This is a genomic window from Wolbachia endosymbiont (group B) of Hofmannophila pseudospretella (genome assembly GCF_964028515.1).
GTDB lineage: Bacteria > Pseudomonadota > Alphaproteobacteria > Rickettsiales > Anaplasmataceae > Wolbachia.
Map to the genome: position 1 here is coordinate 292,106 of NZ_OZ034788.1, position 24,827 is coordinate 316,932.

25 protein-coding genes and 2 pseudogenes are annotated in these 24,827 nt (G+C 34.7%); 24 read left to right on the forward strand and 3 right to left on the reverse strand.

The genetic code is table 11. The features are described from left to right. The first annotated feature begins 418 nt into the window (after window positions 1–418). The 5 genes and pseudogenes from ABWU24_RS01355 to ABWU24_RS01375 all read left to right on the forward strand — a co-directional run bounded on the left by ABWU24_RS01355 (window position 419) and on the right by ABWU24_RS01375 (window position 3,459). A complete protein-coding gene (locus ABWU24_RS01355; RefSeq protein ID WP_190321275.1) occupies window positions 419–913 on the forward strand; it encodes a sigma-70 family RNA polymerase sigma factor in 495 nt (164 codons plus the stop codon). Window positions 914–1,007: 94 nt separating this feature from the next. After that, on the forward strand, window positions 1,008–1,829 hold the full coding sequence (locus ABWU24_RS01360) for an ATP-binding protein (RefSeq protein WP_010082113.1): 822 nt from the start codon (window positions 1,008–1,010) through the stop codon (window positions 1,827–1,829). A gap of 11 nt (window positions 1,830–1,840) precedes the next feature. Next, window positions 1,841–2,628, forward strand: a pseudogene (locus ABWU24_RS01365) (AAA family ATPase). Window positions 2,629–2,665: 37 nt separating this feature from the next. Continuing rightward, complete coding sequence (locus ABWU24_RS01370; protein ID WP_353274309.1) at window positions 2,666–3,166, forward strand: hypothetical protein; 501 nt, start codon at window positions 2,666–2,668, stop codon at window positions 3,164–3,166. Then, entirely contained in the window at window positions 3,151–3,459 is a 309-nt protein-coding gene (locus tag ABWU24_RS01375; protein ID WP_353274311.1) for a hypothetical protein, read from the forward strand. The genes ABWU24_RS01370 and ABWU24_RS01375 overlap by 16 nt, the downstream gene beginning before the upstream one ends. Here ABWU24_RS01375 and ABWU24_RS01380 read toward each other — a convergent pair. After that, a protein-coding gene (locus ABWU24_RS01380) for an IS630 family transposase (RefSeq protein WP_353274215.1) occupies window positions 3,453–4,458 on the reverse strand; the annotation gives its coding sequence in 2 pieces (ribosomal slippage) (window positions 3,453–3,947 and window positions 3,949–4,458; 1,005 coding nt in all). The genes ABWU24_RS01375 and ABWU24_RS01380 overlap by 7 nt on opposite strands. Between ABWU24_RS01380 and ABWU24_RS01385 the strand changes: the two genes are divergently transcribed. The 19 genes and pseudogenes from ABWU24_RS01385 (at window position 4,452) to ABWU24_RS01475 (ending at window position 22,732) form a co-directional block, all read left to right on the forward strand. Continuing rightward, complete coding sequence (locus ABWU24_RS01385; protein WP_353274313.1) at window positions 4,452–5,504, forward strand: AAA family ATPase; 1,053 nt, start codon at window positions 4,452–4,454, stop codon at window positions 5,502–5,504. The genes ABWU24_RS01380 and ABWU24_RS01385 overlap by 7 nt on opposite strands. 17 nt (window positions 5,505–5,521) lie before the next feature. Continuing rightward, on the forward strand, window positions 5,522–7,570 hold the full coding sequence (locus ABWU24_RS01390; protein ID WP_353274315.1) for an AAA family ATPase: 2,049 nt from the start codon (window positions 5,522–5,524) through the stop codon (window positions 7,568–7,570). A gap of 90 nt (window positions 7,571–7,660) precedes the next feature. Further along, window positions 7,661–8,344, forward strand: coding sequence for a hypothetical protein (locus tag ABWU24_RS01395; RefSeq protein ID WP_208571553.1), 684 nt, complete (start codon window positions 7,661–7,663; stop codon window positions 8,342–8,344). A 16-nt stretch (window positions 8,345–8,360) separates the two neighbouring features. After that, window positions 8,361–10,288 (forward strand): annotated as a pseudogene (locus ABWU24_RS01400) (DUF4815 domain-containing protein). 20 nt (window positions 10,289–10,308) lie between these two features. Then, on the forward strand, window positions 10,309–11,502 hold the full coding sequence (locus ABWU24_RS01405; protein ID WP_353274317.1) for a hypothetical protein: 1,194 nt from the start codon (window positions 10,309–10,311) through the stop codon (window positions 11,500–11,502). 4 nt (window positions 11,503–11,506) lie between these two features. After that, the gene (locus ABWU24_RS01410; RefSeq protein WP_108784583.1) at window positions 11,507–11,710 is read left to right on the forward strand and encodes a hypothetical protein; all 204 of its coding nucleotides are present in this window, start codon (window positions 11,507–11,509) and stop codon (window positions 11,708–11,710) included. Next, on the forward strand, window positions 11,707–12,978 hold the full coding sequence (locus ABWU24_RS01415; protein WP_264376936.1) for a hypothetical protein: 1,272 nt from the start codon (window positions 11,707–11,709) through the stop codon (window positions 12,976–12,978). Before ABWU24_RS01410 ends, ABWU24_RS01415 begins: the two co-directional genes overlap by 4 nt. A gap of 6 nt (window positions 12,979–12,984) precedes the next feature. Continuing rightward, window positions 12,985–13,542 (forward strand): hypothetical protein, encoded by a 558-nt coding sequence (locus ABWU24_RS01420; RefSeq protein WP_264376937.1) that lies wholly within the window; start codon window positions 12,985–12,987, stop codon window positions 13,540–13,542. Further along, window positions 13,539–14,714 carry a phage tail sheath subtilisin-like domain-containing protein gene (locus tag ABWU24_RS01425; RefSeq protein ID WP_264376938.1) on the forward strand — a complete coding sequence of 392 codons (1,176 nt, stop codon included), beginning with the start codon at window positions 13,539–13,541 and terminating at the stop codon, window positions 14,712–14,714. Before ABWU24_RS01420 ends, ABWU24_RS01425 begins: the two co-directional genes overlap by 4 nt. 11 nt (window positions 14,715–14,725) lie before the next feature. Further along, window positions 14,726–15,232, forward strand: coding sequence for a phage major tail tube protein (locus ABWU24_RS01430; RefSeq protein WP_108783961.1), 507 nt, complete (start codon window positions 14,726–14,728; stop codon window positions 15,230–15,232). Between the two features lie 88 nt (window positions 15,233–15,320). Beyond that, window positions 15,321–15,578, forward strand: a complete 258-nt coding sequence (locus ABWU24_RS01435; RefSeq protein ID WP_264375233.1) for a phage tail assembly protein — start codon at window positions 15,321–15,323, stop codon at window positions 15,576–15,578. Window positions 15,579–15,687: 109 nt separating this feature from the next. Further along, on the forward strand, window positions 15,688–17,952 hold the full coding sequence (locus tag ABWU24_RS01440) for a phage tail tape measure protein (protein WP_353274319.1): 2,265 nt from the start codon (window positions 15,688–15,690) through the stop codon (window positions 17,950–17,952). A 230-nt stretch (window positions 17,953–18,182) separates the two neighbouring features. Further along, a complete protein-coding gene (locus ABWU24_RS01445) occupies window positions 18,183–19,196 on the forward strand; it encodes an IS110 family transposase (protein WP_353274321.1) in 1,014 nt (337 codons plus the stop codon). A 224-nt stretch (window positions 19,197–19,420) separates the two neighbouring features. Then, entirely contained in the window at window positions 19,421–19,783 is a 363-nt protein-coding gene (locus tag ABWU24_RS01450; RefSeq protein ID WP_264377561.1) for a phage tail protein, read from the forward strand. Then, window positions 19,780–19,989, forward strand: a complete 210-nt coding sequence (locus ABWU24_RS01455; RefSeq protein WP_015589019.1) for a tail protein X — start codon at window positions 19,780–19,782, stop codon at window positions 19,987–19,989. The genes ABWU24_RS01450 and ABWU24_RS01455 overlap by 4 nt, the downstream gene beginning before the upstream one ends. Next, complete coding sequence (locus ABWU24_RS01460) at window positions 19,990–20,934, forward strand: contractile injection system protein, VgrG/Pvc8 family (protein WP_317586133.1); 945 nt, start codon at window positions 19,990–19,992, stop codon at window positions 20,932–20,934. It begins immediately after the preceding gene. A 52-nt stretch (window positions 20,935–20,986) separates the two neighbouring features. Beyond that, window positions 20,987–21,520: an ankyrin repeat domain-containing protein gene (locus ABWU24_RS01465; protein WP_015589021.1), complete on the forward strand. Its 534-nt coding sequence runs from the start codon at window positions 20,987–20,989 to the stop codon at window positions 21,518–21,520. 67 nt (window positions 21,521–21,587) lie between these two features. After that, window positions 21,588–21,809: a hypothetical protein gene (locus ABWU24_RS01470; RefSeq protein WP_015589022.1), complete on the forward strand. Its 222-nt coding sequence runs from the start codon at window positions 21,588–21,590 to the stop codon at window positions 21,807–21,809. An 8-nt stretch (window positions 21,810–21,817) separates the two neighbouring features. Next, window positions 21,818–22,732, forward strand: coding sequence for a patatin-like phospholipase family protein (locus tag ABWU24_RS01475; protein WP_353274323.1), 915 nt, complete (start codon window positions 21,818–21,820; stop codon window positions 22,730–22,732). A 95-nt stretch (window positions 22,733–22,827) separates the two neighbouring features. Here the strand turns inward: ABWU24_RS01475 and ABWU24_RS01480 are convergent, their stop codons facing one another. Next, window positions 22,828–23,763 carry a helix-turn-helix transcriptional regulator gene (locus tag ABWU24_RS01480; RefSeq protein ID WP_353274325.1) on the reverse strand — a complete coding sequence of 312 codons (936 nt, stop codon included), beginning with the start codon at window positions 23,761–23,763 and terminating at the stop codon, window positions 22,828–22,830. A gap of 89 nt (window positions 23,764–23,852) precedes the next feature. After that, window positions 23,853–24,755, reverse strand: coding sequence for a helix-turn-helix domain-containing protein (locus ABWU24_RS01485; protein ID WP_317586131.1), 903 nt, complete (start codon window positions 24,753–24,755; stop codon window positions 23,853–23,855). Between the last annotated feature and the right edge of the window lie 72 nt (window positions 24,756–24,827).

Below are 24,827 nucleotides of genomic sequence, written 5' to 3' on the forward strand. Positions count from 1 at the left end.
TATTACGCCAATATTTATATTATTATATTATCATATATTATATTTTACCTGTATTTAAATATATATATAATATATATAAGACTTCAGTAATCCGTAAACCCTCTTTACTGGCCGATTTTAGCCACTTAACTTTAGAAACGGCTTTTAGGAATAGAACATAAAAAAGACAATATTATCAATAACTTAACGATTACTGCTTTCTGAAATACTAATTAGTAACTCAGAAATTAGGTACGAAATTGGTAGTTTTTTACCTATGAAAAAGTAGCTTCAGTAGTGTATCAAAACGTTTAAATCTTATTTTAATTTTTAAAGATTTTATTCTTTTAGATAAAAAAATTATTACTACTTTTTTATAATAAATTAGTCATACAAAGTCTTGGTAAAAATCTCTATTCATGAAACTTTTGGAGTTTTTATGAAGAATTCTTATCAAGGAATCGATTCTACAATTGTTAAACATGTGAGATTTCAAGCTTCGCGCCTTAAATCCAAAAGCTGTTTTATTAACGAAAGTCTCGAAGATATAGAACAAGAGCTTTTTTGTCAGGTTTGGCAATATCTTAACCGGCACGATGAGAAAAGAAGTAGTTTTAGTACTTTCGTTGCTAGATTAGCTAATTATTGTGCTCGCAATATGTTACGCAATCAGTTATGTCTAAAACGTAATATAACTTTTGATGATATAAACGACGATATTCCAGATCATAGGAACTCGGAAATCGAAGCGATAATTCGCACTGATATAAATAATATAATTTCAACTTTGTCTGAAAAAGATAGTAATTTATGTCAATTACTTAAGGTATTTACTATTACTGAAGTTTCTGTAATAACCAAAATACCAAAGACAACTATCTATCGCACACTAGAACGAATACGCAATAAATTCTCAGTTTTAGAGAAGTTATAAGCTCTCGATTATATTTGCTCAAAAATTTTTTTTTGCAAATTGCGGACGAATTGCCTAGGTCATCGTACATATATATTTAGGTACTGGGAGAAAAATGAAAATAATGAACAGCAATGAACGGCTAAAAGTTCAAACAGGTATAAAAATGGTCATCTTTGGTCCTTATGGTATAGGTAAAACTAGTCTCTTAAAGACCATAAATGAACCAACACTTTGTCTTGATTTTGAGGCAGGTTTACTTGCTGTTCAAGATTGGCAAGGGGATTCTGTAAGTATTCGTACTTGGAATGAGGCAAGAGATATTGCATGTCTCATAGGTGGTCCTAATCCTGCGTTAAAATCTGACTCAGCGTATAGCCAAAGACACTATGAGCATGTATCCAGTAAATACAAAGAGCTTTCTTCAGAGTTTCTCAAGTATCGATGTGTTTTTATCGATAGTATTACAGTAGCCTCTCGTTTATGTCTATTATGGGCAAAAATGCAACCTGAAGCTTTTTCTGAAAGATCAGGAAAACAAGATATGAGAGCTGCTTACGGGTTACTTGCTCAAGAGATGATGGCTTGGCTCAATCAGTTTCAACATATTCCAAATAAAGACATCATTACAGTTGGAACTCTTGGACAATACCTCGATGATTTCAATCGCTCGACTTGGCTACCTCAATGTGAAGGAGCTAAAACTGCAAGTGAAATTCCTGGGATAGTTGACGAAGTAATTAGTATGGTTGGAATCAAGAAAGATGATGGTACAGAGGTTCGTTCATTTGTCTGTCAGACGATTAATTCTTGGGGATATCCTGCTAAAGATCGAAGTGGTTGCCTTAATATGGTTGAAGAACCGCATCTAGGAAAACTTCTTACAAAAATTAAAACTAAAGCTTTTGCAATTCAACCTGTCACGCCCAACATATAGGAGGTTATTATATGCTACAAAACTTTTTAACTATTGGTCAAAAAATTCCTTTTTTCAGTGTGAAAGAATACTTGGACGATCGATCGCCAACACCAGAGGATATAATCTCACCAAGAATTTTAACAAAAAGAGGCTTATTGGTACTGGGTGGCCCACCTAAAATCGGCAAAAGCGACTTTTTGATTTCATGGCTCGTTCATATGGCTGCAGGTGTTTCTTTTCTTGGTATGGCTTCAAATAGACCTTTAAAAATTTTCTACATGCAAACTGAAATTGAATATGAATATATGAAAGAACGTTTGCAACAACTTGATAATGAACTTTTGAATGTAGCTGCTAACAACTTAATCATTACGCCAAAAGTGCACTTATCATTTAATCATGATGAAATAAGTGAAATTAAGGAGATTGTAAATGAACGCTTTAAACCTGATGTTTTGGCCATAGATCCATTACGTAACATCTTTAGCAGTGAATATGGGAATGAAAATGATAATAGTGCTTGCTGTTCTTTCTGCAAAAGACTCTTGAGAAGCTACGCAGTGCTGTCAATCCAGATGCTTGTATTGTACTCACTCATCATACAAAAAAATTATCGAAAAAGATGCTCGAAGAAGATCCATTTCAAGGCCTAAGTGGTGCTGGATCTTTACGTGGATTTTACAGTACTGGTATGGTGATGTTTGCTCATGATGAAGAAAGTAGTGTACGCCAGATAGTATTTGAGCTTCGTAATGGTGAACGCGTGCAAAATAAACTTGTCGATAAGATAAATGGTCATTGGCAGCTAATGGAATAGCTAACTTTCACTTTAAAGTCAACTTATAGGAGAGCGTATGCTACAAGATTTTTTAACTGATTTTAATAATGCAAAACTGCAGAGCAGTTTAATACCGAAAGGTACAATAGTCAAGGTAAAAATGGCAATAAAGCCTGGAGGTTATGAAAATTGGTTCACTAAAAACTACACTACTGGCAGCATCTATTTAAACACTGAATTTACTGTCACTGAAGGTCCATATGCAAAACGCAAGATTTTTCAGATTATAGGTATCAAAAATGGCAAAGCAGAAGGTGAAGAAGACATCTGGGGAGAATCTGGACGTTCTATGCTGCGTAGTATTTTGGAATCATCCAGAAATATTCATGCAAATGACACTTCAGAGAAAGCAGTTACCGCTAGAAGAATAAACTCTATAGCTGATTTCAACGATTTAGAGTTTACAGCAAAAGTAGGCGTTGAAACTAATAATACATACGGAGATAGAAATAGGATTACTACAGTTATTACTCCAGAATTACAAAAAAGTTTTCAAGATGATTGGTTGCCATTTTGAAGTATGACGAAGGAAAGTTGTGGGCTGCTGTTATTACTAGAGCTATTCAGGATGCAGCAGGAAAAAACCCTAAACTTAAAAAAGAGGCTTGTCAATGGATTCGCTCACGATCTTTTGAAACTGTTTGTGAGCTGGCTAATCTTGACTTTAAACGTCTAAAAAATATGTTGAACAAATTTGGAATAAACAAGGAGAATTTTATGGATTTTTCATCTAAAAATGCTTTAAAAATAAAATCATTATTAATTAATAATATCAAAGATTGTTTATCTTATACCAAAATCCATTACTGACCGAACAAATAAGAAACATTACAAACTCGTTTAATAGTAGTACTGGAAATATTGACAATAAAATTACACAAAACATCTTCAAGTAAACCTATGGTATCGTAGATACTATTGCGTAAAGTATTGTATTTGATATATTGCCACAACCTTTCAACAGGATTCAGTTCCGGTGAATAAGGAGGCAAGTATATGATGGTAATGTTTTCCTGAATTTTCAAACTTTTTGATCTATGCCAACTTGCACAATCCATTACAAGAAAGGCTTCTTTCGTGCCTAAATCTTTCGACATCTGCTCCAGAAATATATTCATACAATCAGTGTTTACATATGGAGCAAGTAGGCTAATTTTCTTACCACTTCTTGGATTTACCGCACTGTAGATATAGAAATTTTGTCTACCAATTTTCATTTTAACCTGTGTTCTGACCCCTTTTTTAAACCATCCGTGTCCGATTTTTGAATGAGTTCCAAATCGTGATTCATCAAAAAAATACCTCCTTTTCAGGGTGGGAATTGACTATTTTATTGAAGTATTTTTTAAACTCTTCTTGCTTGTTTTTATCTTGTTTATGGTGAATTGGCCTCGGTGTTATGTAAGAAAACTTCATCCTTTGTATCTCACGGTGCACTGTTGATTTGCTAATGTTTAGGCCAAATTCCTCTGAGATTTTTATTTGCACTTCCTTAATAGTAATATTTGGATTTCTTTCTACCCATATTTCAATTTGCTCACGTTGATTTTTGTTTAATTTGCTTTTTCTTCGCCGCTGAGACGGGGAAAATAATCTTTCTACTCTACCAAATTTTAGATGCTTTATCCATTCAGTCAAAGCAGTCCTTGAAATTTTACATATTCTTGCCACAGCGCTTATACTACTTTCTTTTCCTGCTATCACCGCTTGTAACTTTTTTGAAACATATGCGTTATTTCTGACCTTTTTTAACATTTCTTTCGCCAAATTTACAACTTTTTCGTCTAATAGTTTTGACCTTAATGCCATTTATACCTCTCTATTTTATCTACTTTAGTATCACTTCTTTCCCATTATTGTCTATCTGTTCTTTATATAGTGGGAATTGGTATTATTTGTTACCTGAAGGCAAATCTTACCAAAATAAATTCTATATTGGCAGTAGAAATGGAAATAAGATAATAGTTGAAATGGAAGGAGAAAATGCAGGAAATTGGTACAACCTGATCGAAGAAAAGAAAGGAAATATAATAGACCTTTGGACTTTAGTTAAAGGTAATATAGATTCTGCTGAAACATGGTTGAACGGTAAAGATGAAAGAAGTTCCATATTACAAGAAAAACAAAACGAAGAAAAAGCATTTTCTGTAAACCATTACTTAAACGATAAATCACCAATGCCAAAAGATATAATAGGCCCAAGAATTTTGACACCAGGTGGTCTTTTGGTCATAGGTGGTACTCCAAAGATTGGCAAAAGTCATTTTCTTCTTTCTCTATTAGTACATCTGGCAGCAGGAAGATCATTTCTTGGCATGAAGCCTACAAGACCGCTAAAAATATTCTATCTACAAAACGAAATGGAATATGATTACATTAGAGAACGTATACAACAACTCAACAAACTTCCTCATTTAGCAACAGAAAACTTAATTGTGACGAACAAGATGAATTTGACCTTAAATGAAGAAGGTATAGAAAAAATAAAAAATATGGTAGAGGAAAAGTTTGATTTAGTTGTGATTGATTCTCCTTATAATTCCGTTAACTATGGTCTGCAGCATGCAATAGAAAAACTACGTTCCAAGATTAATCCTATGGCTGGAATAATCATCACAAATCACACCAAAAAAGTACCTACCTCTATATTGGAAAAGAATCCATTTCAAGCTCTCGTTGGTGCTAACGCTTTAAGAAGTTTTTATACATCTGGAATAGTAATATTTCAACCCAATAAACGTACAAATATCTTACAAGTAGTATATGAACTTAGAAACGGTAGATCTATACCAACAAAATTCATCAATAAGATTAATGGATGTTGGAAAACTGCTAACGTTATAGCTAGAACATAAAAATTCTTCAGGTAGGTATGGATATTTATTGTTCACAAAGAAATGGACATTATAAATTATTAGGGAAGAAAGAACAATTAAGAACTCAACTCCTATCAAATATAAGGTCATGTCTTTCTTATTTACTGCCAAGAGGAACTTTTCGTGGTGATAAGTTCTATGTAGGTGATCTACAAGGCAATAAAGGACAAAGTATGATAGTGGAGTTAACTGGCAGTAAAGCCGGATTATGGCATGATTTTTCTACCGAAGAAGGAGGAGATATTTTTGATCTTTGGGCTGCTGTTACTGGAAAAAATCAATTTACTGATACGATAGAAGATATTGCTAAGTGGATTGGTTATTCGGAAAAAAATAACACTCTGGGGCAACCAACGGCATCATGGAACTATTACGATGAAAGTGATCAAGTGATTGTTACAGTTTATCGTTATAACACTGATTCAGGAAAAAGATATCTTCCTTTTGATGTAAAAAGGTCTAGTTTTACTCTACCAGAGACCAGGCCTTTATATAATATTCCAGGTATCGTGAAATCTGATAAGGTGATTTTAGTTGAAGGTGAAAAGTGTGCAGATGCTCTGATAGAGCAAGGTATGACTGCCACAACTGCAATGTTAGGAGCAAATGCACCAATAGAAAAAACAGACTGGTCACCACTTAAGGGCAAGCATGTTATTATTTGGCCAGACAATGATGAACCAGGTAAACAATATGCTGAGAAAGTTGTGAAAAAGCTTACTTTTCTTGGTGTTTTATCACTTACTCTTCTTGAAATACCGGAGAATAAACCAAAGGGATGGGATTCAGCTGATGGTATAGAAGAAAAGATGAATATTCCTGAATTCATTGAAAATAACTCGAAAAAAATCATCGTTAAGCAATTGCTTAATATTCAAGAATGGAGCGTAGAACGTTTTATAGGTCCAGTACCGGAGCAAAAGTTTCTTGTTGAAGGGTTATTTCCTTTAGGAGTGACATCTATTCTAGCTGCAATGGGAGATACTGGTAAAGGTATGCTTCTGCTTGATTTAGCACTGAAAGTTGCGAGTAGAAAAGATCAGCCATGTGGTTTTGGTCCTTTAGTTACTGAACATGGATCTGTTGTAATATTCTCTGCAGAAGATGATATGAGTGAAATACATCGTCGTTTAGAGCGTCTTGACTCACAATGCGAGAGATTAAAATATAAGGATAGGCTCTTTATTGTACCATTACCAAATGTTAGTGGATCACTTACAATCATAAAGAGTGTTTCAGGTAAAGTTATAGAGACTTCTCCTGAATTTGAATTGATAACAAAACAACTTAATAAAATAAAAAACTTAAAATTAATCGTATTTGATCCACTTGCATCATTTGTGCACGCTGATTTAAATACTGACCCAGCCGTAGGCGATTATTTGATGTCTTTATTATCTGATTTAGCAGGTAGCACTGGAGCATCAATAATTACTGCTCATCATATGAGAAAGCCAAAAAGTGAAAAACCTATATCGACTGTTGAGCAAGCACGTGATGCCATTAGAGGTACATCTGCTCTTGTTAATGGTGTTAGGTGTTCATACGCTTTTTGGTCTGTGGAAGATACAGCTAAACCGACAATTTTTAAATCAATAGGAGAATCTGTAAGACAGAACGCATTATTTTATGGAGCAATTGTTAAAGCAAACGGTTTGGCTGATCGCACTTTACGCACTTATTTAAGAAATGAAGAAACAGGATTGTTAGAGGACATAACTGAAAGATTAAGAATAAAAAATATGAACGAAAAAGATTCAAAGCAGCATCTTATAACTGCAATTACACGAGCAGCAATTTCTGGACATCCATTTACCCATACAGGAAGTACAGGAGTGTATAAACAGCGGCATAGACTACCTGAGGAGTTTCACAGTATAGGAAGAGATAGAATGGAGCGTATAGTTCAAGAGCTGTTACAAGCACGGAAGTTGGTTAAGGGAATGGCTACTGGTTCAAAAGAAGATAAATGGCTTGACATTCCTAGCGGACCATTTGCTCGCGGTGTTGGAAAGTTTAGCTGTGGAGCTGAGCTATTCTCCTAAAAAATTTTTCTGATATAAAAAAATATTTTGATTTTTGCGGACGAATTTTGAAGTCATCGTACATATATAATATATGAGGCTTAATTAAAAATGTCAATTCTCACACAGTCAGGAAGAGCAGCAATAGCAGCCAGCATAAAAAAGCAATCTATCCATCTTGCTTGGGGAACAGGTGATTCAAGTTGGAAAAGTAGCCATAAAGTAGAAAAAACTTTCGTTAAGGGTGAAATAAAATTTGATCATCAACCTATTAAAGATGTGAAGGTTGTTACAGGGCAAACAACTTATCAGCCAAGTATTGACTATACAGTTAATGGCAGTACTGATGTAATAAAACGTACGGAAAATAGCTCTATTCCAGTAAGTGATAAAGTTACTGTAGAGTATAGTGAAAGCACACCACCAGAGCTGATAACTTCTGAAAAACTGCTCAATGAACTTGGCAGACGTACTGCAGACGAAGTGCTATTCTGCACAGGTGATGAAAACGGTGAACTTATAACTCCATCTGGAAGGTTTAGGCCCTCAAATGTACCAACTAATAATCTCTATCTCAAATTTACTTTCGATTTCACGGATGCAGCAAATCAAGTAATCAGAGAGCTAGGGGTTATGGTTGGTACTAAAATAAAAGAAGAATTACCTGAAGGACAGAGATATTTTGAACCTCAAGATATAGAAGAACATGGGATTTTATTGATTTTGGAACATACCGTACCACTTATCAGAACTGCTGCAACTCGGGAAACTTTTTCATTTGTTGTAACTTTTTGAATTTTTCTAGCATTAAATGACTTTAAACGCCTATTATAACCGCTTTAATCCTGACAAAGAATACGAAAAAGCTTGTTTCTAGCAGGAAGAGGTCTACAGTCTGCAGAACTAAACGAGACTCAGGAGTATGCTCTCTCTAAGATTAAAGGCATAGGCGATGCAATATTTCGTGATGGTGATGTTATAACAGGAAGCAATTGTATTATAGATAGAGAAACTGGTAAAGTTACACTTGAGGGAGGAAAAATCTATCTGCGCGGTGCAGTTAGAAAAGTTGAAAAAGAAGAATTTGTTATTCCACTGAGTACCACAGTTCGCATAGGTGTTTATTATGTAGAATCTACGATTACAGAACTTGAGGATGAAAACCTTCGTGATCCTGCTATTGGTACAAGAAATTATCAGGAAGTAGGAGCTGCAAGGCTTAAAGTTTCCACCATTTGGGGTTATCAAGCAGAAGGTCTTTCTCCACGTTTTTCTGAAGGAGAGTTTTATCCAATCTATAACATTGAAAATGGAGTATTAATAGAACATTCACCACCTCCACAAGCAAACATAGTAACTACTGCTCTTGCTCGTTATGACAAAGAAGCAAATGGTTCCTACGTCGTAAATGGTCTTGAAGTAATGTTCCTGCAAAAGGAAGAGGGAGAAGGAGGAAAAAAAATATTTGTAATTAATGAGGGAAAAGCTCATGTTGATGGCTATGAGATTGAGTTACCTCACAGTATTCGCATTTCTTTTGATGAAGATCCAGATATAAAATCAGTTGAATCAGAACCACATACTTTTCAGCCAAATAGCCAAAGAGTAATGGAACTGAAGGTTAATGATTTTCCAATAAGTGAAATTAAAAAAGTAGATATAACTGTTCAGAAAACCATTACTGTTACTCATGGTTCATACTCTGGAGCTATTGATCCGATACCTGACTCTGCAGTACTTGAGATTATTCAAGTTAAACAAGGCAATGTTATTTATGAAAATAGTATAGATTACAAATTAAACGCAGGAAACGTTGATTGGTCATTACCAGGTAAAGAACCAGCTCCTGGAAGTAGTTATCAAATAACTTACCGCTGTCGTACTCATGTAAGCCCTGAAGATATAAGTGAACAGGGATGCAAAGTAAAAGGAGCAGTTGATAATAGCTTGGTTTTGATAGATTATACCTGGAAAATGCCCCGCTTTGATTTAATTACTATCGATAGCAAAGGGGTGGTAAGGAGAATAAAAGGAATTTCTCACCCTTGGCGACCATCGATGCCTAAAGCTCCTTCTGAACAGCTTTTGCTCTGCTACATTCATCAGACGTGGAAAAAAGGCGAAGGGGTAAAAATAGTGAATAATGCTATTCATGCTGTACCGATGAATGAGCTTGAAGCAATGAAAAAAGGAATAAATGATCTTTATGCGCTGGTTGCAGAGGAACGTCTACGCAATGATGCAAATTCAAGAGAACCTACCACCAAAAAAGGAGTATTTGTTGATTCATTCTTTGATGATGATATGCGCGATCAAGGAATTTTGCAGTCTGCAGCAATAGTAAATAAGGAACTAATTTTACCAATAGATGTAACGATTGCTGATATTGATGGAGGAGAAAAAACTTATTTGTTGCCATATGAACTTGAACCGGTACTGGAGCAGCTTTTACAGACCAAAGGAGAAAAGATCAATCCATATCAAGCTTTTGATCCAGTTCCGGCACAAATTACTCTAAATAAAAATATAGACCACTGGACGGAGGTTACCACGAATTGGAAAAGTCCAGTAACTAGAGTATTTAATGTTAAAGAAACAACAGAGCTGCTGTCAAGTACCTCATACGAAACTGAATTTATGCGAGAAGCAACTCAAAATTTTGAGATTGAAGGTTTTGCAACTGGTGAAAAGCTTAAGGAATTAAAGTTTGATGGAATTTTTATTCAACCTCAAGCATAGAAAATATTTGAAAGAAAAACATGATCGCAACATTTATTGCTGATAACAGAGGAAAAATAAAAGGAAGATTTACTGTACCAAGAAACATTCCTGCTGGGACTAAGTTAGTGCAGTTCTTCGGTGATAAAGGCAGTTATGGAAAAGCAACTTATACTGGTAAAAAAACAATTACCATAGAAGAAAGAAGAAGAGTTATCGTAGCAAGAAGAGTTGATCCTTTAGCCCAAACATTTACTTTAAATGAGAGTAGGCACATAGGAGGTGTGGAGCTATGGTTCACAAATAGCGGCAAAAAACGTGTTGCTGTGCAGATTAGAGAAACAGCAGTGGGAATGCCCTCGCAGACTGTCATTGCTGAAAGCTATATTGAGCCAAAAGATATAAAGATAGATGGCACGGCAACACGTATTACTTGGTCACCAGTGTTTTGCCATGCAGGAGAGGAGTATGCAATAGTTTTACTTACCGATGATTCAGAGACAACAGTCAAAATAGCAGAACTTGGCAAATATGATGCAGTAAATAGCCGTTGGGTAACGAGTCAGCCATATCAAGTAGGAGTATTACTCTCATCTAGCAACGCAAGTACTTGGACTCCACATCAGAACTTAGATTTAACGTTTCGGCTTTTGGCTGCAAAATTTAGCGAAGTTTCTCACATTATTGATCTTGGCAAGGTTACTGCAAATAACGTATCAGATTTAATTGTTTTGACGAACGTCGAAAAAGTAGCATTTGATACCAATGTAGAATTTATTTTAACAGATGAAGAAGGAAAAGAAAATTTTTTGTCTGATAATTTGCCGCTCGCACTGCGTGAAAGAATAAATGGGGAATTAACGGTAAAAGCAAGCCTAAAAGGAGGGCGAGAAAAAAGTCCAGTTCTTTATCCTGGGTTACAGTTAGTTATGGGTAATCTTTCAGAGTTTGGAGATTATGTTACAAGAAGCATTACAGCAGGAGCTAACACTAAGATTACCATAACATATGATGCGCTGATACCTGGCACTGCAGATGTTAAAGCATATGTGCAAAAAAATGTGGATTGGCAATTAGTAAATTTAACATCAGGAAAACCAATTGGAGAAAATTGGGTAGAGAGAACTCATGTGCTGACAAACTTTAATGGCAATGAGACAAGGATAAAATTAGTTTTAAGTGGAACGGTTGTCTATCGGCCAAAGGTAAAAAACTTGCGGATTGTTATAACGTAAAAAAATGCCAAATAATGAAACGAGGCGCGGATATCCTTTACCACATCCAGAGAATATTGCTGTGCAAGATGTGGTACGTATTCGCAAAGCGGTAGAAAAAATAGATGAAGATATGAGTGAGAGGGAAAGTAAACACAACGATCTTCAAAAAGCATTTGAACGACTGAATTTTGAGAATTTTTTGAATTTTTGGAGTAATAACAGATGACTATCGCCAAAGAAGTAGTTTATGCATTGCATCAGAGACTGAAAGATCTATCTGTAAATGCTACCCCTGATCAACTCGCATATCTCGCAAAATCTCTAGAGTCTATTGCTGGGCAAAGTACAGTACTTGATATTGTACAGATGACTGACATAAAATTAAAAGAACTTCTTGACAGTAGCACAAGTCATTTAAATAAATTAGATAGTAGTAAAAACAATGCATTAGCAGCAATCTCTGAATTAGAAGGAAAGTCATTAAAGAAAATAGATGAAAAAGGAATTACAAATTTATCACTACTTGATAGCAGAAAAGATTCACATGTTGCCACCATCAATAATGCCGGAGATCTAAATAGCATAAGAAACACATTAAATAGCCTTAAAGCCATAAGCGATATACCAACTGGTTCATCAGTTATGAAAGAAATAAAAACTAGAGAAGACCAATTAAAAATCCTTACAACTAAATTTAACTCGATTAATGATGTGCCAAATGGGTCATCAATTATAAAAGAGATAAGAAAGCGCAATATGGTTGAACCTGAATCATTACCTTTTCTGTTTGGCATTCTTAATCGATATAATGACTATGGTTGGTCTGATGATAATGGCTATTTCAAAACAGAATTAGGGCAGTGGTATAAAGATACAGCAAAAACCGACTATATGCTGCAGCTCCTTGCAGGTAGTAATACTTATGATTGTACGTATTCTAGTTTTTATCATCCACCACAGTTGTACTTCTTACAAGGAAGTAACGGTAAATTTCTGTACAGAAAAGCATTTTTACGTCGTAGTCACAGCTCAGATCAATACAGTTACCCATATGCACTACTTGGAGTAATATTTGTAAAAAACACTACAAACAGCGATAAAACACGAACGCTTCATTTTAGTGGTTCATCACGTTGGAGTTCAGGATATGAAGGAGCAGGGTTATTCGTAGGAACACCTAGTCACGTTAATACTAATAAATCGGCAATCTCAGGAATAACTTGGACAAATATTTACAACTACTCAACTAATTCTGCAGTATTTAGTAGTTCAAATAATATTACTGTGCCAGCAAATAAGACAGTAGCAATTTTATTTTACGCATCGCCATATTTTTACACATCTGATTATCACCATTACAGTTGGTTTATGAGGTGGAGTATTTATAACTTTCGGAGCAATTTTTTAACTACAGGGCTTGAGATAGATGTAGAGAGAACGCTAAGGGCTTGGCAATGTCCAGGATTATCTAACACGCATGAGATTTGGAGGTAACAAACAATGTCTATCTACATTAGATTTGAAAATGATAAACAAGTAGAAACAACAATACTTGAAAGCAAGCCAAAAGGTAAAAATTGGTATGAAGCGCCAAAAGATTTTGATTGGCAAAAAAGCTATTGTTTAACAGAAGGAGGAGAAATTGCTCAGCGGAATCAAGAAGATATTGAATTGGAGTTATTGCAAAATGCGAAATTTTCTGCACTTTCTAATCTTCGTGCTTATTATGATAACTATACTAACCAATACACAGGACATTCTCACCAGAAGTCTAAGTCGTATGCGATACAAGCGAAAGCCGCAAAAAGCATTCTAGCAGCACCAGAATCTATAGATGAAAAGGATAAAGAAATTATAGAACCTTTAGCAAAAGTCCGTGGTATTACAGTTATCGAAATGGCAAGGATAATCGAGGAAAAAGTGAAAAAAGCAGTAAAAGCGATAGTGAAATGCGAGGAGTTGGAAGACATGGCGAAGAGGAAAATTGAAGAAGCTAAAAGTGAAGTAGAGCTACAGGCTTTGCTCAATGATTTTAAACAAAGAATGCAAAAAAAATGACAGAGCAATTTTTACATGGTGTAAATGTTATTGAGGTAACCTCAGGGGCCAAGGTAGTACGCACAGCTAAATCATCAGTGATAGGTGTAATTGGTACTGCACCTGAAGCAGATGGGCAAAAATTTCCACTGAATAAGCCAGTACTGATAGCAGGAAGCTTAAAAGAAGCGGTAAAACTTGGCAAAAAGGGGACTCTTTTTTCAGCAGTAAATGGAGTATTTTCCCAAATTGGTGCAACAGTAGTAGTTATTCGAGTTGAAGAAAGTGATCCAAAATTAAAAGAAGAAGAGACGCTGAAGAATATAATTGGCGGTGTTGATGAGGAAACCGGAGAATATCAGGGAATTGAGGCATTTCTCAGCAGTGAAAGCATAGTTCATGTTGCGCCAAGAATATTAATTGCACCTCAGTTTACTCACCAACTACCAGAAGATGGCAAAAATCCAGTGGTTGCAGCATTAATTCCTATAGCAGAAAAGCTGAGAAGCATAATAGTAGCAGATGGACCAAATACTAATGATGAAGAAGCAATAAAATGGAGAAAAAGTGTAGGCAGCTCAAGAGTTTACGTGGTTGACCCATGGATTAAGTTATTTATTGAAGGAAAAGAAGAAATCTTGCCATCGAGTCCATTTGTAGCTGGTTTAATAGCTAAGATAGACAGCGAGCAAGGCTTCTGGCACTCACCTTCAAATAAAGAAATAAACGGTATTGTTGGAACAAGCAGGCCTATTGATTTTACTCTCGGTAATACAAATTGCAGAGCAAACCACTTAAATGAAAATGAAGTAACAACGATAATTCATCAAAATGGCTATAGGCTTTGGGGAAATAGAACATGTTCAAATGACTCAAAATGGGCTTTTTTGTCAGTGAGAAGGACTGCAGATTTAATTAATGATAGTTTACTTCGAGCTCATCTCTGGGCAGTTGATCGAAATATCACCAAAACTTATATAGATGATGTAATTGAGGGGGTGAATTCTTATCTTGCAAGTTTAAAAGCACAAGGAGCAATTATTAGCGGAAAATGTTATACAACACCAGAGCTCAATACACCGGCAAATATTGCAAGCGGGAAAGTATATTTTGATTTCGAATTTACACCACCATATCCGGCTGAGCAAATAATATTCAGGTCTCATCTTGTAAATAATAGTATAATAAGTTAGGAGCAAGTAAAGTGTTACCGAAAATACTGAGAAATTTTAACGTATTTGTTGATGGTCGTGGTTATGCAGGGAAAATTGATGAAATAACCTTGCCGAAGCTTACCATAAAAACTGAAGAATACAGAGCTGGTGGTATGGATATTCCAGTAAATATTGATATGGGCATGGAAAAGCTTGAAGCAGATTTCACTTTTGCTGAATACGATACAGAGCTCTTTCGGCTATTTGGGTTGATAAATGGAAATTCAGTAGCTTTGATGCTCCGTGGTGGAATGCAAGGTAGTGGAAGTAATGATATTGAAGCAGTAATAATCAATTTAAGAGGCATTTTTAAAGAATTTGATTTTGGTAACTGGAAACCTGCTGAAAAAGCAACGCTGAAGTGTACTGTAGCTGCTCATTACTATAAACTTACCATAGGTGGCAATGAGCTGATAGAGATCGATGCTGAAAATATGATAAGAAAGATAAATGGCGTTGATCAAATGGCCTTGCTGCAAACGGTTTTAGGAATATGAAAACTTATTTGAAATTTTATTTTTTAAGGAGAAGCATATTAAAATAACTTTAAAAGTGTAAAAATATTTTATTTTTTAGGAGAATTTTATGAAAACTATAACACTAAACAACCCAATTACAGTTGATGGAATTTCTGTCTCAGAACTTACCGTTAGACGTCCAAAAGTTAGGGATTATCTTGCCATAGATCGTCTAAATGGTAGTGATTTAAGTAAAGAAGTCACTCTGACAGCGAACTTAACATCAGTGGCAAAAGAATCAATTGAGGAGTTAGATATTGCTGATTATGTTAAAGTACAAGAGGTGCTCAAGGATTTTTTTTCACCAGTTATTCAAAGAACTTGAGGTCAGAAGTATTAATGTTCAGCTCTGTTGTAGGAGGCGGAGTTGAACAAATACTTGATATGGAGATTAGTGAATTTATTTTATGGAGCAAATTAGCTAGGGAGTTCAAATGTCAGTATTATCGATAAAAATAGGTGCAGTACTTGATGGCAGTTTTAATACTGTAATAAAGGGCAGTAGTAGTCAACTTACTCATCTTGGTGAGAACATAAGAAAGCTTGACTCATCTTTAAAATCAGTATCAAAATTTAAGCAGTTGGGTAGTGATGTTTTGACTAGCAGGAGGTCGTGGAAGGGCTTTGAAGATCAAGTAAAATCTTTAGCTAAACAAATGAAAGCAATAAAGAAACCGAGCAAAACTTTAAAAGCTGAATTTGATAAAGCTAAGTTTTCTGCAACAAAAGCAAAAGAAGCATATTTGAAAAAGAGAGATGCTTTGCATTCATTTAATGAAGAAGTAAGGAAAAGTGGAAGAAATATTAAGTCATTAGTAAGTGATCAATATAAACTTGGTTCTTCTATTGAAGTGCTAAAAGGTAAGTATGGTAAGCTTGGGTCTGCAATACGTAGTCACCAAAGTTTTTTAGCAAGCAAAGCACATTTTAAGTCACAAATTATAGAGACTATTGGGCTAGGGCTAACGCTTGCAGCTCCAGTTAAAGTTGCGATTGACTTTGAAAGTGCTATGGCTGATGTTACAAAAGTGGTAGATTTTAAAAAAGGAACGGATGAAGCAACTAAATTTGCAAAGAAGTTAAAAGAGATGTCACGCACTATACCATTATCAGCCGCAGAACTGGCACAAATAGCTGCAAGTGGTGGTCAACTTGGTATCAAGAAAGAAGATCTTTTTATGTTTACAGAAACAGTGGCAAAAATGTCTACAGCATTTGATATGTCTGCAGAGCAAGCAGGTGATTCTATAGCTAAACTCTCTAACGTTTATGGCATTGATGTTAGTAAAATGGAACATGTTGGTAATGTGATCAACCACTTATCAGATAACACTGCTGCTAAAGCAAGAGATATGGCTGAAACTCTAGCAATAGTTGGTGGTACTGCAAAGCAGTTTGGTTTGGATATCGAGAAAACAAGTAGTTTAGCAAATGCTTTCATTAGCTTAGGTAAAACACCTGAAAAAGCTGCAACTGCTATAAATGCTCTACTTAGTAAACTTCAGACTGCTGAAGAACAAGGAGGGGATTTTAAAGCAGCATTAGAGCAAATGGGAATAACTGCAGAAGAAATAGTACAAAGAATAAGCGAAAACGGCGAAGAAGCATTACTCTATTTTTTTCAAACTCTAAAGAAAATGGATAACCAGGAACGTTCTACAATCCTTATGAAACTTTTCGGTCAGGAATATCAAGATGATATTGCATTATTAGCTGGAAGTTTTAATAAGTATGAGGATGCAATAAAGTTATTGGCTAATACAGAAAAGTACAAGAGCTCTCTACAAGAAGAATTCAAAAATCGTGCAGACACTACAGCTAATAAATTACGACTTCTTCGAAATGCAATAGCTGAAGTTGGTATGAACCTGGGCTCAGTGATGTTGCCTACTTTAAAATCTATAGCTGAATTTTTACAAGAAAAAACTAGATATATAGCAGAGTTTGCAGAAAAATATCCAACTTTAACCACGGCGATCATGGGTACTGTAGCATCCTTGATAAGTTTAAAAATTGTAGCAGTAGGACTAGGATACGGATTTACATTGCTAGGAAGTACGATTTTTAGTCTGAAAGCAAACCTACTTGGAGTATTTTCATTTTTATCAGCTACAGTTTTTCCTGCAGTAGTAACAGGACTAAGAGCAATAACACTCGTTAACCCTATAGGACTTTTAGTTGCTGGACTTGTTACTGGTGCAGCTCTTGTTATAGCTAACTGGCAAAAGGTGAAAGACTTTTTCTCTAGCTTGTGGAAATCACTCATTGAACCTATAGGAAAAGCTTTTTCATGGATAGGGGAAAGTGTATTTGGAAAAGTATTGGAAAATAGCCCACTGAAAGAATTTGAAAAAAGAAAAACTGAAATAAAAGCAGTCCATACTCCCATAAAGAGTAATATTCTCAACAGTGGAAATCCTGTGCTAGGTAACAGTATAATTAAAGAATTTTCAAAGAGAAATAAAAATAGCTTCAGAGTCAAAAGCCTTATTGAGGAGACAGAGAGCGATAAGATATTTGCAAGGAGTAAGTTTGAAAATAAAGAACAAAATAAAACTCAGAACATCACTAATAATTACACTATCAGCATTAAAGCAGAACCTAACCAAGATGTTCGTAGTCTTGCAGATGAAGTAATAAAAAGGATAAGAGAAAAGTCACGTGATGTTTTATTTGATACGGTAGAGACATTTTATTGATGCTATCTTGTATCTTGAAAAAAGCATCTAATGTTTTAAGCTTAAGCATTAGGTGGAGAAGGGAAGAACTCTGGATGTTATCTTAGATATAAAATCTGTCCAAGAGAAAAGAGTTCCCTTCTCAAAAGTAGAGGTTGGACGGTATCTTAGAAAGACCTAAATGGTTCTAATTCTGTATGCACAAGGTTAGCCTTACTTTTCATTTTAAATGGTAACGTATGGAGTTATAAATGATCAACAACTTTTTAGGTATAGACATATCAAAAGATCGCTTTGATGTTTTTCTTTCTTTCACAAGTAAAAAAGGGAAACGCGAAACTAAGAAAAGGAATTTTAAAAGCGATGATTCTGGGTTTCAAGGTCTACTTGATTTTTTACAAAAACATAATGTGGAGCAAGTAACAATCTGTATGGAAGCTACAGGTTGTTATAGTGAAGCTTTGGCTGAATTTCTACACAATGCTGGATATTTTGTTAGTGTAGTAAATCCTTATTGCATAAAATCTTATGCAAGGAGTAAGCTTGTGCGACAAAAGAATGATCAGAGCGATGCAGAGATTATAGCAGATTATTGTCAAAGACAGGAACCTACACGTTGGACACCACCGTCTTCTGAAAAGAAAAAATTAAAACATCTTTATCGTTGTTCAGCTGCGTTAAAAAATGAATTAACATTAGTAAATAATCATTTAGAAAATAAAGAGAGACTGCCTGAAAAAGTTGTAAATGTTTGGGAAAATCTTTCAGTGAACATAGAGCAATCAATAGAAACAATAAAAAACTCCATACATGAACTATTAAAACAACACAAAGAATTGTTGGAAGATTTTCAGCTACTATTAACTGTTCAAGGCATAGGAAAGGAATCAGCAGTAGCTATTTTAGCTGAAATTTCTGATATAAAAGTTTTTATAAATGCCAGGCAATTGGCATCATATGCTGGAACTATACCACGGAATATAACATCAGGTTCATCTGTATATGCCAAGCCCAGATTAAGTAAATCAGGTTCACAAACATTACGTAAGGCAATGTATTTTCCTGCTATAGTATCTAAAAAGCATAATCCTATTATTATGACTTTTTGTAAGAGGTTAAAAGAGAAAGGCAAGCATAACATGGCCATTGTAGGAGCTGCAATGCGCAAGTTACTCCATATAGTTTTTGGTGTTTTAAGTTCAAGGAAGGCTTTTGATCCAGATCATATCAAGAATTATAAGGCTAGAAGATTAGCTGAAGTTTAAAGTCAAAAAGTGCTCCATCACATCTTATGTGAAATAGTACCTTACACAAATTTATTTAATGTTGCTGGTTAGTGTGTATGTTGATAAGTAAATTGATTTTACATATACACAACAGCAGAAATTTACTTATCAACATATACACTAACTATAATCTGTGTACTGCTACACAGATTGTGAATTGGAAGTATTTTTTTTGGTTTTATGATGCAATTTAGGAAATTTTTATGTTGACTAACAAGACGGTATCTCTTGGTCCGTATAAGTTTGCTCCCACAAGTTTAAAGTATAGCAAAGAAAATCGTTGGAGCACGATTGAGTGTATTGAAAATATGCCACTATTACAAAATATCGGTCAAGGTGTAGAAAATATAGATTTAGAAGGAATGATTTATCTGCATAATCTCAACGGGCTAAATCAATTAAAGAGTGTGAAAGAAGCTGAAAAACCACATATTTTAGTAGATAGTTTAGGTAATATTTTAGGACAATTCGTAATTACTAGGTTAGAAGAAAAGCAGATGTATTTTTTACCTAATGGACTACCAAGAAAAGTTGAATTTAGTTTGAGTTTAAAAAGCTATAGATGACTGTATACTATGTGAGTAAAGAAAATGAGATGTTAGATCTGATTTGCTGGAAACATTACGGATTTACTGATGGAGTAGTGGAATTAGTACTAGCAGAGAACTTAGGTTTGGCAGAATACGGAAGCTTTTTGCCTGCAGGATTAAGGATAAAGCTTCCTACTATTAAGAAAATAGTACAAAAGTCAAAATTAAAGGTCTGGGAATAAATGCAGCCAGATTTTATAATAGATAAATGTGAATCAATTAAAGATAGAGTTATATCATTGCACCTTACAGATGAATCAGGAATAATAGATGATGTAGTTGAAGTGTGTGTTGATTACAGGGATGAAGACATAGATATTCCGAATGAATTGAACATAGCACTAGGTTATAAGGAATTTGGAATCTTTCCAATGGGTATATATACAGTCAACGAAGTGACTATACAGGGTCCACCTAAGACTCTACTAATCAAAGCTCATGCAACAAATTTAAGAATATCTTTGAAGGCAAAAGTATCAAAAGAATGGCGCCAAATTACCATAGAAAACTTAGTAAAAGAAATAGCCCAAAAACATGGATATGGATACAAAGTCGCTAAGGAATTTAAGAATGTATTGATACCCCACATTAATCAGGCAGATGAAAGTGATATAAGTCTGTTAACAAAGATCGCAACAGAGCGTGAAGCAATGGCAAAATTAGCTGGTGGGTATATATTGTTTATTTCAAAGAATATGGCAAAATCAGCCACAGGAAAAGCTTTAGGAACAACGACTATTAGACCTCAAGATACAATTAACTGGAAAGTACATTTTACCGTACGTGATAAGTATAATTCAGTAGTGGCAAAGTGGCATAGCTATGAAAAGGGCGAAACTATTAAAGAAACAGTTGGTAGTAGCGAGCCAAGTTATATTATGCTGGAACTTTACTCTAATGCAGAGTCAGCGCTGAGTGCAGCAAATGCCAAGTTGAAACAATTGAAGCGTAACAATGAAGCTTTAGATATAACTATGCCTGGTAATCCTCAAATTTTTGCAGAAGCTAAACTTAATCTTATAGACTTTAACCAAGCGGTAGATGGTGAATGGATAGTTAATAGAGCGGAGCATACTTTAAATAGCTCAGGTTACCTTACTATGTTGTCAGCATCTTTGAGTAAGTAATGTTAATAAAAAATGAGTAAATGATCTATTTAATATTAAAAAGATGTTGAATATGGATAAATTGGGTCAAGATACAAAAAACAAGCTGCATTTTTGGTGGCTTATAACATTAATAGTATGTATTATTGCTACCTATTCCTACATGAAGGCAAAGGCTGCAGATAATTATAAAACGATATTACGCATTGCTTCTCAAAATTGTAACTTAGAGACTGTAAAATTCTTAGTAGAAAATCTATTAGATATTAATGTGCAGATCCCTAAATTAACAGCACTACATTATGCTGCAGAAGAGGGATGTGCAGAGGTTGTAAAATTCCTAGTAGAAAAAGGAGTTGATATAAATGCTACGAAATATGAAAGATGGACACCTTTACATGCAGCTACATATGAAGGCAAATTGGAGATAATTAGATTTTTATTAGACAAAGGTTCAGACCCTACCATTAGAGATACAGATGGAAAAACACCAAGGAAAATTGCTGTATTAAGATCACGGCATAATAAGGACAAACCTTATGATGAAATCATTAAGCTACTTGCAGAAGCAGAGGACCGATACGAATCAACAAAAAGTAATCACTAAAGCTGTAAGTTTTCTATAATCTGCATATAAATTTCCAAAACTATCCATAACAAGTTAATATTTTCACATGAAAAAGCAAAAAATCCCAATAGCGGTAATAATAACAATAGTTCTACAGACTGTAGGATTCATATGGTGGTTGGCAAAACTTGACTTACGTGTACACATCCATGATAAATTTATAGAAAAAAACCAAGGACTAATCGAAATAGTCTATCGACTTGAAGAGAGAGTGAAAAACCTCACTGAAGAAGTCAACGAACTTGAAGCTATTCACAAACACAAATAAATTTTACAGTGACAAAGTACATTTTATCTGTAGATGGAGGTGGCATTAGAGGGATAATACCTGCCATTATTCTAGCAGAAATTGAATCTAGGACAAAAAAGCCAATTTCCCAGATTTTTGATTTAATGGCAGGAACCTCAACCGGTGGGATTATTGTTGCTGGACTTTGTAAAAGCAATAAACTTCAATACTCTGCCAATGATTTGGTTGAACTTTACCAAGAGTATGGAGCATATATCTTTCAATCATCATTTTGGAGAAAATCAATTGCTTCTTGGCTGAGTGGTTCTCAGTACTCATATAGAAATATGGAATTTATTCTCAACAAATACTTTGGTGAAAGTACTATGGCCGATGTTGCGAGTAATCTACTACTCACCAGTTATGACATTCAGAATAGTTGTGAATTTTTCTTCAAAAGTTGGAAAGAAAAAAACATTAAGTTGAAAGATGCACTCAGAGCTACAACAGCTGCTCCAACGTACTTCACACCAAAACGTCTGAAAATTAGCCAAACAGAGAGAGTATTGATAGATGGTGGAGTGTTTGCAAATAATCCAGCGGCTTGTGCATATGCAAGTGGTAAGAGGTTATTTCCAAATGATGAGATTATACTGCTATCAATAGGCACTGGTGGAACAGATAGAAGTATAAAGTATGCTAACTCAAGGAAATTTGGCAAAATAGGGTGGATCAAGCCACTACTGAATGTGATGTTTGCCTCTGGATTGGATTGCGTTGATTATCAACTAGAACAAGTAATAGACGATAAATATATAAGAATACAATCGCAATTGAAAGTAGCATCGACTGAGATGGACAATATTACACTCAAAAATATCAAATCTCTTCAGCAAGAGGCAAATGCAATGATAGAGGACAACCAGAAATTAATAGATAAACTTTGCGATTTCATATCTTAATTTATACCAAGCAAAATTCAACTGAGCCAAAAAAGTTGGTTAGCAAATTCTGCTGGTTAAATCATTAACTAACTTTACTTATATCTTAAACATATTCAATTTTCACACTCACCCAACTCATCAGCAGTTAGGCCACTTGCTCGCACAATAATATCAATAGCAACACCTTCCTTAACTAGATCTTTTGCAATCTTGATTTTCTCTGCTTTTTTAACCTTTTCTTTACCAGTTTGCATTCCTTCAGATAAAGATCTGGCTACCGTATCCAGTAATTCTTGATCCTCAATTTTTTCGCATTTACCTATAAACCCAAAAACTGGCTCATTTTCATATTCTGTTAGTCCAAGAGCTTTAATGTTAACTGATAATGTCTTTGCTATCTTATATAATATTTCAATTGGAATATCTGTATATCCTCGTTCATAGTCGTGTATTTCTTTAGGTGTTGAACCGATTTTATTTGCCAAGTCCTCCTGAGTGTATTCCCGTATTAATCTCTCCTCTTTTATCCTTTTCCCCACTTTGTAGAGTATAGAATCAGTACAAATTTCTTTCTCTATATCATCATACTCATAAGTAGATAAGCGAGTCACTTGGGAAATAATATCAACTGAAACTCCTTCTTTCACTAGATTCTTTGCTACTTCTATTTTCGCTTCTTCTTGGCTAATTTTCTCGCTAATATATACAAACCTTACTAATGGATACAGCTTCTTGCGTAATTCCTGATCCTTAATTTCTCTATGTATTTTTGTTAGATAGACTATTTCTTTATCCTCATCTTCATACCAACTGTTTTCTCTTAGTACTGTTGGTTCTGGAAGTAGATCTATAACATTAACTGACAATGCTCCTGCTATTATATACGATTCTTTGATTGTAATAGCCTTGCACCCTAGTTCAAAGTTATGTATTTCCTTATATGTTAAACCAATTTTGCTTGCTAATTTTGCCTGAGTATACCCTTGTACTATCCTACAACCTTCTATTTTTTTCCCTAGCTCGTAGCTCAATATGCTCTGAATTATCATAGATAAATCCTCTAAAAGCTGTTTTTCCTACAGAAGCAAACATATATTCTATCACAAAAAAATCCACTATTGGCTAAGTTTTTATGAAATCACAAAAATTTCTCAATCATATAATTTGATAAGCCTGTCGTTTGCAAGATAATATCAACAGAAATTCCTTCTTTCACTAAATTCCTTGCAACTTCAATCTTCTTTTCCTTTCTGACCTTTTCTCTATAAACATGTATACCTTCAAATAAAGACTTGATTAGCATATCGCGTAATTCCCGACTCTCAATCTTTTTGTATTCTTCTATCAAATTTGATAGCTTTTCTTCCACTTCTTCATCTGATTCGGGAAGTAGATCTATGATACTGATTGATAATACCTTTGCTATTTCATCTAACATTTCAAGTGAAACAGCAGCTCTCCCTTGTTCATATTCGTATATTCCTTGATTTGTTATGCCAACTTTATTCGCTAAATCTTTTTGTGTATATCCTCGTATTAATCTCCACTCTTTTATCCTTTGCCCTACTTTGTATGGAACCGAAATTTTGTTCTCCTCATACTCACCAATAGATAGGTTAGTTGTTCGAGAGATAACATGAGCAGAAACTCCTACTTTCATCAAACCCCTTGCTACTTCTATTTTTACCGCTTTTCTGCTTCTTTCCTCGCTCAAACGAATAAATTTGGTTAATAAATAAAATACCTCGCTTAATTCTTCATCCTTATACCCCTTTACTAAATTTAATATTTCTTCATCTTCAAAATATCTTTTTTCATTTGGTAGTGTCTCTCCACAAACTAGACCTTTAACATTCACTGATAATGCTTCTGCTATGGCATATAACTTCTTAATTGGAATTTTACGACTCCCTTTTTCATATTGCAGTATTGCCCAATACTTTACACCAACCTTCTCCGCTAAATCCTTTTGAGTATACCCTCTCTCTAACCTCCAACTTTTCACTTTTTGCCCTACTTCACAGTCTAGACTTTTTTCCATACAAAGAACCATACATATAATATCTTCTACTATAGCTCAAAGGCTCCAGATATAACGGCAAGAAAAAACCTC